Source organism: Campylobacter sp. 2014D-0259, assembly GCF_008000505.1.
In the GTDB taxonomy this organism is placed as follows: domain Bacteria; phylum Campylobacterota; class Campylobacteria; order Campylobacterales; family Campylobacteraceae; genus Campylobacter_D; species Campylobacter_D jejuni.
On sequence record NZ_VOAQ01000026.1, the window covers coordinates 128,718 to 141,286 of the forward strand.

Here is a 12,569-nt window from a genome sequence, read left to right on the forward strand (position 1 = left end):
TTAAAAAGGGCGTTTTTGCCCTTTTTTACATTACAAAAATAGTTGGAACTATGGTTGGGTATTTTTTAATCTTTCTAAAGATATGCTTTCTTAAGACTTGGCGGATTTGGTTTTCTAAAAATCTTGGATCATTGAGTACTTCATCTTTAACATTGATGAAAAATTGCCCTAAAACTTCAGCCATATCTTTACTAAAAGCATGATCGTGTTTGTCAGCTACTAACCCATAGCTAAACACTCTTGGCTTGTTGATCAGTGTTTTTGTAGTTTTGTCAATTTGTGCGATAATAACTACTATACCACTATCTGCAAGTTTTTGACGATCTATAACTACATCATCGGCAATTTGTTTGTTGATTTGATTATCCACAAAAACTTTACCTGTTTTTACGGTTTTTATGCGTTTGACATATTTTTGGCAAAGTTCTACTTGATCGCCATCACTCATAAGATAGATATTTCTTTCGGGGATACCGCATTTCATCGCTGTTTCTTTGTGTTTGGTGATATGATTGTATTCTCCATGAACCGGTAAGAAAAATTTAGGTTTAGTAAGGGTTAGCATAAGTTTTTGCTCTTCTATGCTAGCGTGTCCGCTTACATGAATTTCACTAAATTCTTGATACGCTACTTTAGCTCCTGCTTTTAAAAGATAGTCAAGCACCGCAGAAACACTTGCTTCATTTCCTGGTATGGCTTTAGCTGAAATGATTACTTGATCTGTAGGCTTAATCTTTATAAATTTATGCTCATCAGTTGCCATTCTATAAAGCGCACTCATGGTTTCGCCTTGACTTCCTGTAGTTACAATAAGCACTTCATTGTCTTTATATTTGCTTACCTCATCAGCATCGATGAAAATTTTTCTATCAAGTTTAATATAGCCTAATTCCATAGTAGTATAAAGATTTCTTTCCATAGAACGACCAATAACACAAACTTTTCTGCCGTATTTTAAACCATAAGTGATAGCCTGATAAACACGGTGGATATTAGAACTAAAAGTACTCATGATCACCCTACCCTTAGTACGCGAAAAAATTTGATCAAAAGTTGGCCCTACAGAGCTTTCACTTTTTGTATAACCTTCTTTATAAGAATTTGTACTATCACTTAAAAGACATAAAACTCCTTCTTCTCCATAATGTGCTAAACGTCCTAAATCTGTTGGATAGCCATCAATTGGAGTTTGATCGATTTTAAAATCACCTGTGTGGATAATCGTTCCTGCTTTTGTTTTGATCGCAAGTGCTGAAGCATCAATGATAGAATGCGTGATATGAATCCATTCTATATCGAATTCGCCTATCTCATAAACACGGCGTTTTTCTACAGGGCGAAACCATTTGCGTTCTGCTTTTAAGCCATGTTCTTCAAATTTGTTTGAAATCATTCCTAAAGCTAAAGGTGTAGCGTAGATAGGAAATTGGAATTCTTTAAAGAAATAAGGCACCGCACCGATATGATCTTCGTGTGCATGAGTGATCACTATACCACGAATTTTATCTTTAATTTTTCTTACATAGTCAAAATCAGGGATGATAATATCTACCCCATGCATAGTTCCATCAGGAAAACTCATACCTATATCTACTATAATTGCATCTTTATTGGTTTCAAAAACACTGATATTTCCACCAATTTCTCCTAAGCCCCCTAAAGGAGTGATGCGGATTTTATGTTCGCTAGAATTGTTATATTTTAAAGGGTGTAAGCGGTTTTCATGTGAAACACGGTTAGCTTCTATACATTCTGCAAGAGCGATTTGCCAATCTTCATTACCTGTGAGTTTTGAAGGAAGATTGCGATTTTTTTTCTTTTTTTTCTCAGTTTTATTTTCTGAGTTTTCAGAAATTTCCTTGTTGGAATTTTGATCGATTTTTGGAGTATCGTTTTCATTTTGTAAAGAATCGGCTAATTTTTTTCTGCGATTTTTATATTTATAGCGTTTATTGTTTTTTGAATTTGAGTTCGGATTTTGTTCGTTTTTATTTATCTCTTTGTTTTCGTCCATATTCATCCTTTAATTTGTCATAAATTTTAAGGTATGAATCAACGCAAATTTCATGTGGTCTGATGTTTTCTTTTAAGCCAAGAGTGCTTAAAACTTCTAAAACTTTTGCTTTATATGTTTTTAAATTTCCTAAGAGTTGTTTTCTAGGAGCTTTAAAACAGTCTTTTAGAAAATTTTTGAAATTTTCTATTTCGCAAAGTTCATCAAAATCCTTAGTTTTAATCAAACTCATCACCGCTGACATAACTTTTGGCGGTGGATTAAAACATTGTGGATCAACATCAAAAAGCATTTTTCTTTCGCAAATCATTGCACTTAAAACACCTAAGGAAGAAAACTCACTATTTCCTTCTTTAGCGCAGAATTTTTCAGCCATTTCTCTTTGCACCATTACAATAAGCCCTAGACAATTTTTATCTTCTAAAGCTTTTAATATAATGTGACTTGCAACATAATAAGGCAAATTTGCAACCAAAAAATATGGTTTTTCATCAAGACTAGGATTAAAAGCTTCGCTTGCGTCTTGATGGATCAAGTTAAATTTTCCACATTCAAGTTCTTTTTGAAATTTCTTTTTTAAAATAGGTATGAGATCATTATCGATTTCATAAGCTTTTACTTGAGAAATTTTTAAAAGTTCTTGCGTTAAATCACCTAAGCCAGGCCCAATCTCAATAATATTGTTCATCTCTTTGGGTATGGCTTGGATGATTTTTGCTAATACGCTTTTATCGATTAAAAAATTTTGTCCGTATTGTTTTTTTGCTTTAACCATAAGAAATAATTTTATCTAAAAATTCTTAATTAAGTCTTTTTAGGTAGAATTATTTTTGTAAAATTTCATAAGGATCAAAATGATTGTTTGTGCGGGTGGAAATGAAAATTTTTCTTTTGCAAAAGCTATAGGTATAGGTTTGGTTGAATCAGCTTTTCATTTGGGTCAACTTTGCTTCAAAGAAAAACCATCAAAACTTATATTTATAGGAACTTGTGGGCTTTACGATAAGGGTAAAATTTTAGAAATTTACAAAAGTTCACACGCTTTTAATGTAGAATTTTCTAAAATTTCACATGCTTTTTATACTCCTGCAAAATATGAAATTTGTTTAGAAAAAGAAAATGTTTCTCGTGAAACAATCAAGATCAATTCTTCAAATTATATTTGTCAAAATTCAAAAGCAGCAAAAGAATTTTCGAAATTAGGTTTTTTTGCAGAAAATATGGAAGCCTTTTCTGTTTTAAGTGTAGCTAAAAATTTAAATATTGATGCAGAGTGTATTTTGTGTGCAACAAATTTTTGCAATGAAAACGCTCACGAAGATTTTATAAAAAATCATCAAAAGGCAAAAGAAAAATTAGAAGAATACTTAAAAAAATATCATTATATTTAAAAATTCAAAAAGGAAAATAATTTTGAAAGAGCTTGTTAATATTTTAGATTTTTTACCTGAAGAATTAGGAGAAAAAATCAAACCGATGTTTCGCGTGAAACAAATTTATCAATGGATTTATCAAAAATATGCCAATAATTTTTCCGATATGTCAAGTTTACCAAAATATCTACGTTTAGAACTTGCGCAAAATTTTCATTTTTCCCCTGTAAAATGTGTTAAAAATGAGCAAAGTAAAGATGGAAGTATAAAATATCTTTTTGAACTCGTTGATGGTTTAAGGGTAGAAAGTGTGCTTTTGCCTATGAAAGAAGAAAAAATAGACGCAGAAGGCAAAAGAATTTCTCATGCAAGATACACTATCTGTGTTTCTTCTCAAGTGGGTTGTAAAAGTGGATGTAGTTTTTGTCTTACTGCCAAGGGTGGTTTGAAAAGAAATTTAAGTGCAGGGGAGATAGTCGGACAAATTTTATGGATCAAAAAACAAAATAATATCCCTTATGAACGCCGTGTAAATATAGTATATATGGGTATGGGCGAGCCTTTGGATAATCTTAAAAATGTTTCTAAAGCGGTAAAAATTTTAGCACAAAATGATGGACTTGCCATAAGTCCTCGCCGTCAAACCATCAGCACTAGCGGTTTGGCAAAACAAATCAAAGAATTAGGTCAAATGAATTTAGGTGTTTTACTTGCTATATCATTGCATGCGGTTAATGATGGGCTTCGAACCGAACTTATGCCTATCAATAAAGCTTATAATATCGCTGCGATTATGGATGCGGTGCGTGAATTTCCTATAGATCAAAGAAAAAGAGTGATGTTTGAATATCTTTTGATCGATGGTATCAATGATAAGCTTGAACACGCTAAAGAATTAGTCAAGCTTTTAAATGGTATTAAAGCCAAAGTGAATTTAATACTCTTTAATCCACATGAAGGAAGTTTATATAAACGCCCTAGTTTAGAAAATGCGATTAAATTTCAAGATTTACTCAGTAGTAAAGGTGTAACTTGCACTATAAGAGAAAGTAAAGGGCTTGATATCTCAGCTGCTTGTGGACAGCTTAAAGAAAGGGCAAAAGAACAATGACAATGCTAGATATTTTTGAAATCGTTTTTATAACAGCTGTTGTAATTATAGGTTTTTTTGGTATAATTTATTTTTTAAATAAAGAAAGGTGAAATAATGTTAAATACAACAAAATTACTCGAAAATAAATTATTTCAAGAAAGATATATTAAACCAAATATAGATTGGTATTTTTCTTACCTAAACGGAAAACGAGGAATGTCAAGAATTTATAAAACACCCTATGCAATTTTAATGAAAAAATTTTTTTTACAAAAATACTTCGAAAAGCGTATTAAAAAAAGAATAATAGATATACCTTATCTTGAGCTCGTTTTAACTACAAAATGCACCATGCGTTGTCAATCTTGCAACAATTTAATGCAATACTTCTCTCAAAATAATCAATATACTTGCACATTTGAAGGGATAAAAAAATCACTTGAAATTTTACTTTCCAAAGTGGATAGTATTGCAAGAATTAGAATTATAGGTGGAGAACCATTATTATTTAAAGATTTACCTAAACTTATTGACTACTTAAATTGTCAAAAAAAAATTTTGACATTTAGTTTAGTAACAAATGGTACTATTGATTTTAAAGATGAATTAATTAATAAACTCAAACATTCTAAAAAAGTTAGGAAAATCACTATTTCAAATTATAAAAATTCACCAAATTTAAAAATCCCATTAAAACAAGAAGATATAATCAAAAAACTTATAAAAAATAAAATCCCATACTCTCTAGACTCCAATAAAGAAAATTCTACATGGTTTGATCCAGAAAAAATTTACAAAAGAGGGCGCAACAAAGAAGAGATTATAAAAAATTACTATTATTGCAAAATGCCCTGTGTAAGTTTAATGACAAGCGAAGGAGAAAATCTAAAAGGTAAAGAATTGGCTTCAAATGGAGCTATTTTCGTATGTCCAGTTTCAAGTTCTTTAAGTCGTCTTAAAGGTTTAAATGAATTTGAAGGCGATTTTCTAAATTTAGATGATAATATAGAAAAATTTTTTGAATTTTATATTAAAGATTTCTATAAAGCTTGTGATTATTGTAGAGATTTTAGCAAACCTTATAAAAGAATTCCTATTGCCATTCAAACCAATAAGACTTTAAAACTTGAAAAAGAAGATTAAAAATATATTTCAATCTTTAATATTAGTATATTTGCTTTTGTTCATAATAAACTAGCAACTAAAAACAAATATTTTTAAATTTTTAAAAAACAAAAGAAGCAATAAAAATGGATGGTGTCAAGGGGGAGACTTGAACTCCCGACCTCCGGCTTATGAGACCAGCGCTCTAACCAGCTGAGCTACCCTGACTAAAAATAAAAATATAATTATACTACTTTTTACTAAAAATTTTCTGATTTTTTAAAAAAATAATTTTATTTTCAATATTTAAAAAATTTCTTTATTTTTAAAGCTTTTATAGATATAATGAACACTTTATTTCATAGACAGGTGTCCGAGCGGTTGAAGGAGCACGCCTGGAACGCGTGTAAAGTGCAAGCTTTCGAGGGTTCGAATCCCTTCCTGTCTGCCATTCTTATTTTTAATATTTAAAATATTATTGTTTTGTCAAAAGTTATTTTATTGTTTATAAATTCTTAAATTTTTGATAAAATATTAAAAATTTTATTTATTAGGTTTTTTATAATGTTACAATCAAGACTTTTGATGAATTTAAAAGGAATAGGAATATCTTTTATACCAAGATATTTTTTCAAATAAATTTAGATAAAAATTTTTAATGATATTTTAAAATACAATATTAAAGACTTAGAAGAAATACAAACTCGAGTTAAATATTATAATCAAATAGATGAATTTTTTACACCTACAGCAAAGGAAAAAATAGGAAAATTTCCTTTTAAAAGCACCTCTTATGCTTTTGATGCTTATGAAATCAGTAAATACTTTAAAGATGAATTTTTATGGAATAAAGAATTTGGCGATGTAAGACATACTTTTAAAGAAGCAACTATTTGCAAATCGAGATCTTTGGAAAATAATATAAATAATATTTTATTAAAACTTGATAAAAATAGGCACTTTTGCTTTTTAAAAGATAACATAAACTATGAAAATAAAAAGGATATAGCGATATTTAGAGGAGCAATATATCAAAAACATCGAAAAGAATTTTTTGATTCTTATTTTGGTAGAACTTTTTGCGATATAGGAGATACTTCAAAACAACCTAGCCAATGGAAAAAAAACTTTTTAAACAAAAAAGAACAAATGAAATATAAATTTATAATTTCTTTAGAGGGTAACGATGTAGCAAGCAACTTAAAATGGGCTATGAATTCTAATTCTTTAGTTTTAGCTCCAAAAATAACTTGCGAAACTTGGTTTATGGAAGGAACTTTAAAACCAAATTATCACTTTGCTTTGATTGATAATGAGAATTTGTCAGCAGTAATTGAATATTTTAAAAGTCGCCCAAAAGATGCATTGGAAATTATTAATAATGCTCATCAATATATTAAGAAATTTTTAGATAAGAAAAAAGAATTCCATATAGGAATTTTGGTTTTGACCAAATATTTTTATTATTCTAGACAACTTGAACTTAACAAAAAAAGAGATATTTTAGAATTAATCAAATAGTAAAATTACTCTCATTAATTCTCTAATTTTTCATAAAAAATAAATCTTTTTATACATATATTACATCATAAATTAAAAATTTGATTTTAGTTTTCAGCCAAAAACAAGTAATATTGCGATAAAATCTCAGACTTATAAAGGGGCATTAGCTCAGCTGGGAGAGCACAACGCTGGCAGCGTTGGGGTCAGCGGTTCGAACCCGCTATGCTCCACCATATGGTTCCGTAGCTCAGCTGGTAGAGCACTACCTTGACATGGTAGTGGCCGTTGGTTCAAGTCCAATCGGAGCCACCATCACCCTTCCTTATACAAAGGATTATCATGCAAAACACTATCATACAAAAAGCCGTCCATAAAGATTTAAATTCTATACTTGAAATCACAAAAGATGCTTTAAATGCTATGAAAGCTATGAATTTTCATCAATGGGATGAGAATTATCCCAATGAAATAGTTTTTAAAGAAGATATACAAGCACAAGAACTTTATGTGTTTAAAGAAAATGATGAAATTTTAGGCTTTATCTGTATCAATGAAAAATTTGAACCTGAATTTTACAAACAAGTTATTTTTAACAAAAATTATGATGAGAAAGCCTTTTATCTACACCGTTTAGCCGTCAAACAAAATGCAAAAGGCAAAGGCGTAGCACAAAAACTTTTAAATTTTTGCGAAAATTTTGCCTTGGAAAATCACAAGGCAAGTTTAAGAGCAGATACTCATAGTAAAAATTTTCCTATGAATTCGCTTTTTAAAAAGCTTGATTTTAATTTTTGTGGAAACTTTGACATACCTAATTACCAAGATCCTTTTTTAGCTTATGAAAAAATTCTAAACCAAAAAGCTTTTTGAGTTTTTTTCATAGGCTTTGATTTGTGCTTCATGTTTTAAAGTTAAAGCTATATTATCAAGTCCTTCCAAAAGACAAATTCTGTGAAAATCATCTAAATCAAAAGAAAAAATCTTATCTTTAAAAAATACTCTTTTTTCCAACAAAGAAATTTCTATATTTTTATCTTGGGATTTTTTTAACTCATCAACTATTTCCAAAACCTCGTCTTTAGCAAGTTCTATGGTAAGCAAACCATTTCCTAAGGCATTGTTTTTAAAAATATCCGCAAAAGAAGGTGCAATAATAGCTCTAATACCATAATCAACCAAAGCCCAAGGCGCATGCTCTCTTGAAGAGCCACTACCAAAATTTTCAAAACTTACGAAAATAGAGCTATTTTGATATTCTTCTTTGTTAAGATTAAAATCCATATTTAAAACACTTTCTTTATCATCTAAATAACGCAAATCATGGAACAAATGCTTGCCAAAACCTTGCTTAGACACTGCAAGTAAAAATTGCTTAGGTATAATTTGATCTGTGTCTATATTGGCATATTCTAAAGGACAAGCTATACCTTTATGTATAATAAATTTTTGCATATTAAACTCCTAAATACTTTCTATTATCACAAATAACACCTTCTATGGCACAAGCTGCCGCACTTGCAGGACTCATCAAATGAGTGATAGAACCTTTACCTTGTCTGCCTACAAAGTTACGATTTGAAGTTGAAGCAACTCTTTGACCTGAATTTGCCTTGTCATCATTCATACCAAGACACATAGAACACCCTGCATATCTCCACTCACACCCTGCCTCGATAAAAATCTTATCAAGTCCTAAATTTTCAGCTTCTTTTCTTACTTGCATTGAACCAGGCACGATTAAAGCTTTAACATTTTTATGAATTTTGCGCCCTTTTAAGATATCAGCGGCTATTTTGAGATCTTCTAAACGCCCATTTGTGCAAGATCCTATAAATACAATGTCGATTTTTACCCCTTCTATAACTTGATCTTGCTCTAAATTTACATAAGATAAAGCATCAAGCAAAGATTTTTGCTCACTTTGATTTTTAAAATCACTTATTTTTGGAATTTTTTCATCTATGCCAATCACTTGCGAAGGATTTGTTCCATAGCTAATTTGTGGTTGTATCTTGCTTACATCTAGAGTAATACTCTCATCATATTTTGCTCCTTCATCACTTCTTAAACTCTTCCAATACTCACAATACTTTTGAAATTCTTCTCCTTTAGGTGCAAATTCCTTTCCCTTAATATACTCAAAAGTGATCTCATCAGGAGCTATCATACCTACTTTAGCTCCAAATTCTATAGCCATATTACAAAGAGTCATTCTAGCTTCCATACTTAAATTTCTTATAAGTTCTCCGCAAAATTCTATAGCATAGCCTGTGCCTTTTGCCGTGCCATATTGTGCGATCAAATACAAAATCAAATCCTTAGCATAAACGCCTTTTTGAAACTGCCCTTTACATTCGATTTTCATAGTTTTAAGTTTGGCTTGTTTTAAAGTTTGCGTTGCCATAACATGCTCTACTTCACTCGTGCCTATACCAAAGGCTAAAGCTCCAAAAGCCCCATGTGTTGCCGTATGAGAATCCCCACAAACTAAAGTAACCCCAGGTAAAGTAAAGCCAAGCTCAGGACCTACTATATGAACTATGCCTTGATTTTTATCTCCAAGTCCTAAAAGCCTTACTCCAAATTCCTTAGTATTTTGCATCAATGTTGTAATTTGCTCTTTTGCCATATCAGAACAAGCATTTAAATCCATACTTTTAGTTGAAACATCATGATCTATAGTAGCCAAAGTTAAATCCGATCTTGCCATTCTACGCTTAGCCATTTTAAGCCCTGAAAATGCTTGAGGGCTTGTTACTTCATGGATTAAATGTCTATCGATATAAAGTATAGGAAGTTCATTTTTGCCTTCATAAACCACATGAGCATCAAAGACTTTCTCATATAAAGTTTTAGCCATTGTCATTCTCCTTTAAAATTTCTAAAATACAATCCCCCATTTCATCGGTATTTAAATACGACTTAGCATTTAAATCCTTAGTCATTTTTCCTTGTGCCAATGCCAAAGATATAGCATTTTCTATATCCTGTGCGGCTTGTTCTTCTTTGAAACTATACTTTAACATCAAAGCCGCACTTAAAATTTGAGCTATGGGATTGGCTATATTTAAATGAGCTATATCAGGCGCACTTCCACCTGCCGGCTCATAAAGTCCAAAACCTTTATCATTCAAACTTGCTGAACTTAACAAACCCAAAGATCCATTAATGGCAGCTAACTCATCACTCAAAATATCACCAAAAAGATTTGAACAAAGCATAACATCAAAAATGCTAGGATTTTTTACAATCTGCATCGCAGCATTATCCACATACATGTACTCTAAGTTTATATCTTGATAATCTTTTGCAACATTTGCCACCACTTCTCGCCACAAAATAGAACTTGCTAAAACATTCGCCTTGTCGATTAAATGCACTTTTTTCTTTCTTATTCTTGCACTTTCAAAAGCGATATGAGCTATCCTTTCTATCTCTTTTTTAGTGTAAATTTCAGTATCATACGCACTTTCTTTACCTAAATCTTGCTTACCAAAATAAATCCCACCTGTAAGTTCTCTAACACATAAAATATCCACTCCTTTTTGGATAATCTCATTTTTTAAAGGTGAAGCATGAGTTAAACTTTCATAAATTTTACAAGGACGCAAATTTGCAAACAAATTAAAATGCTTTCTTAAAGGCAAAAGTGAGGCTCTTTCAGGTCTTTGATCTATGGGTAAATTATCCCACTTAGGCCCACCCACAGAACCAAATAAAATCGCATCACTTTGCTCACAAAGCTTTAAAGTTTCATCACTTAAAGCCACTCCATAAGCATCTATACTTGCACCACCTATTTTAGCTTCATTAAATTCAAAACTAAAATTGTATTTTTGTGCGATAAAAGTTAAAATTTTTAAAGCTTCTTTCATCACCAAAGGCCCTATGCCATCTCCTGCTAAAACAGCTACTTTATAAGTTTTCATGCCATTTTCCTTTCTTCTACTTTTAAAGAGCGATAAATCGCATTGTAAGCACTCACAAAAGCTTGTGCTGAAGCTTCTATAACATCTGTTGAAAGTCCTTTTCCATGGAATTTTCTCCCTTTAAATTCCAAATCCACATCCACTTGTCCTTGAGCATCTACCCCTGAACTTTTTGCATTGATACTATAAGCTTTTAACACAGGCTTTAAATTCGTTATCCTAGCAATGCAGTTAAAAACTGCTTCAACAGGACCATTTCCTGTGCAAGCTTCAGTTTTTAGCTCTTCTTTGATACGCATACAAACACAAGCAGTTGGGATATTGCCACTAATCACACTTAATTTTTCAAGTATAAGTTCATTTTCTTCTTCATTCTCATAGCTTAAAAACATCAACGCTTCCAAATCATAATCATACACTTGACCCTTTTTATCCGCAAGGCGTAAAAAACGCTCATAAACATCATCTAAATTATAAGTATTTTCATCATAGCCTAAATTTTCAAGGCAAGTTTTTATCATAGCACTTCCGCTTCTTGCTGTCATTAGCATACGATTTTCATGAATTCCTATGACACTAGGGCTTATGATCTCGTAAGTTTGCCTATTTTTAAGCACTCCATCTTGATGAATGCCTGAACTATGAGAAAACGCATTGCTGCCCACTATAGCTTTATGTGAAGGTATGCTTTCATTAGTGAGAGCTGAAACTAATTTTGAAGTTTTAGAGATATTTTCACATTTAATATCAGTATAAAAATTTTTTAAATAATCTTTTCTAGTTTTTATCGCCATAACCACTTCTTCTAAAGCACAATTGCCCGCCCTTTCGCCAAGTCCATTTATAGTGCACTCTATCTGTCTTGCACCTTGTAAAATAGCACTTAAGCTATTGCCCGTTGCCATACCTAAGTCATTGTGACAATGCACAGAAATGATAGCCTTGTCTATATTTGGCACTTTGTTAAATAAAATTTTGATGATATTAGCAAATTCACTTGGTAAGGTATAGCCCACAGTATCTGGGATATTTATAGTTTTAGCGCCTGCTTTTATCGCATTTTCCACCATAAAACAAAGATTATCTATAGGAGTTCTCCCTGCATCTTCGCATGAAAATTCTACATCATCAGTATAAGATCTTGCTCTTATAATCGCTCTTTTTGCCATAGACAAAATTTCATCAAAATCTTTTTTTAATTTATCTTGTATATGCAAAGTCGAAGTGGCTATAAAAGTATGAATTCTAAAATGCTTTGCCACTTTTAAAGCTTCATAAGCCATATCTATATCTTTATCCAATGCCCTAGAAAGTGCACAAATGGTTGAGTTTTTAACCTTAGAAGCGATCTTTTGCACCGCTTTAAAATCCCCTTGTGAAGATACCGGAAAACCTGCTTCTATAACATCTACGCCTAAATTTTCAAGCGCTAAAGCGATTTGTAATTTTTGATTGATACCTAAAGAACTGCCTAAAGCTTGTTCTCCATCACGCAAAGTGGTATCAAAGATTATGATTTTATTATCTTTCATGATTTAATCCTTTAAAACCAA

General features: G+C 31.3%; 12 protein-coding genes and 4 tRNA genes. 9 read left to right on the top strand and 7 right to left on the bottom strand.

Translation table 11 applies throughout. From position 1 onward, the window contains the following. Positions 1-25: 25 nt before the first annotated feature. Positions 26-2,020, bottom strand: coding sequence for a ribonuclease J (locus SR63_RS08245; protein ID WP_072238640.1), 1,995 nt, complete (start codon positions 2,018-2,020; stop codon positions 26-28). Beyond that, on the bottom strand, positions 1,989-2,789 hold the full coding sequence (gene rsmA / locus SR63_RS08250) for a 16S rRNA (adenine(1518)-N(6)/adenine(1519)-N(6))-dimethyltransferase RsmA (protein ID WP_002855605.1): 801 nt from the start codon (positions 2,787-2,789) through the stop codon (positions 1,989-1,991). The genes SR63_RS08245 and rsmA overlap by 32 nt, the downstream gene beginning before the upstream one ends. Positions 2,790-2,868: 79 nt before the next feature. On the opposite strand from rsmA, the gene SR63_RS08255 reads away from it, so the two are divergent. Genes SR63_RS08255 through SR63_RS08265 form a run of 4 tightly spaced genes read left to right on the top strand, consistent with a single transcriptional unit; the run spans position 2,869 to position 5,623 of the window. Next, complete coding sequence (locus tag SR63_RS08255) at positions 2,869-3,405, top strand: hypothetical protein (RefSeq protein WP_002877007.1); 537 nt, start codon at positions 2,869-2,871, stop codon at positions 3,403-3,405. Positions 3,406-3,427: 22 nt separating this feature from the next. Further along, positions 3,428-4,498 carry a 23S rRNA (adenine(2503)-C(2))-methyltransferase RlmN gene (rlmN, locus tag SR63_RS08260; RefSeq protein ID WP_002866814.1) on the top strand — a complete coding sequence of 357 codons (1,071 nt, stop codon included), beginning with the start codon at positions 3,428-3,430 and terminating at the stop codon, positions 4,496-4,498. Next, complete coding sequence (locus tag SR63_RS08655) at positions 4,495-4,590, top strand: hypothetical protein (RefSeq protein WP_002877006.1); 96 nt, start codon at positions 4,495-4,497, stop codon at positions 4,588-4,590. Before rlmN ends, SR63_RS08655 begins: the two co-directional genes overlap by 4 nt. Positions 4,591-4,594: 4 nt before the next feature. Further along, complete coding sequence (locus SR63_RS08265; RefSeq protein ID WP_002866813.1) at positions 4,595-5,623, top strand: radical SAM protein; 1,029 nt, start codon at positions 4,595-4,597, stop codon at positions 5,621-5,623. A gap of 112 nt (positions 5,624-5,735) precedes the next feature. Here the strand turns inward: SR63_RS08265 and SR63_RS08270 are convergent. Next, positions 5,736-5,812: transfer RNA gene (locus tag SR63_RS08270), tRNA-Met, on the bottom strand. Between the two features lie 135 nt (positions 5,813-5,947). Between SR63_RS08270 and SR63_RS08275 the strand changes: the two genes are divergently transcribed. The 5 genes from SR63_RS08275 to SR63_RS08295 all read left to right on the top strand — a co-directional run bounded on the left by SR63_RS08275 (position 5,948) and on the right by SR63_RS08295 (position 7,957). Further along, positions 5,948-6,035: transfer RNA gene (locus SR63_RS08275), tRNA-Ser, on the top strand. A gap of 458 nt (positions 6,036-6,493) precedes the next feature. After that, a complete protein-coding gene (locus SR63_RS08660; protein ID WP_063674830.1) occupies positions 6,494-7,105 on the top strand; it encodes a glycosyl transferase family 90 in 612 nt (203 codons plus the stop codon). Between the two features lie 139 nt (positions 7,106-7,244). Then, positions 7,245-7,320 (top strand) — tRNA-Ala (locus SR63_RS08285). A 3-nt stretch (positions 7,321-7,323) separates the two neighbouring features. Then, a tRNA-Val gene (locus SR63_RS08290) sits at positions 7,324-7,399 on the top strand. Positions 7,400-7,426: 27 nt separating this feature from the next. Continuing rightward, positions 7,427-7,957, top strand: a complete 531-nt coding sequence (locus tag SR63_RS08295; protein ID WP_002877002.1) for a GNAT family N-acetyltransferase — start codon at positions 7,427-7,429, stop codon at positions 7,955-7,957. Here SR63_RS08295 and leuD read toward each other — a convergent pair. The 4 genes from leuD to leuA are packed head-to-tail and all read right to left on the bottom strand — an operon-like array spanning position 7,937 to position 12,548. After that, positions 7,937-8,539 (bottom strand): 3-isopropylmalate dehydratase small subunit, encoded by a 603-nt coding sequence (gene leuD, locus SR63_RS08300; RefSeq protein WP_147498425.1) that lies wholly within the window; start codon positions 8,537-8,539, stop codon positions 7,937-7,939. The genes SR63_RS08295 and leuD overlap by 21 nt on opposite strands. A gap of 1 nt (position 8,540) precedes the next feature. Continuing rightward, positions 8,541-9,953, bottom strand: a complete 1,413-nt coding sequence (gene leuC / locus SR63_RS08305) for a 3-isopropylmalate dehydratase large subunit (protein ID WP_072238641.1) — start codon at positions 9,951-9,953, stop codon at positions 8,541-8,543. Further along, a complete protein-coding gene (gene leuB / locus SR63_RS08310) occupies positions 9,940-11,016 on the bottom strand; it encodes a 3-isopropylmalate dehydrogenase (protein ID WP_002904167.1) in 1,077 nt (358 codons plus the stop codon). The genes leuC and leuB overlap by 14 nt, the downstream gene beginning before the upstream one ends. Then, positions 11,013-12,548 carry a 2-isopropylmalate synthase gene (gene leuA / locus SR63_RS08315; RefSeq protein WP_147498426.1) on the bottom strand — a complete coding sequence of 512 codons (1,536 nt, stop codon included), beginning with the start codon at positions 12,546-12,548 and terminating at the stop codon, positions 11,013-11,015. The genes leuB and leuA overlap by 4 nt, the downstream gene beginning before the upstream one ends. Positions 12,549-12,569 lie beyond the last annotated feature (21 nt).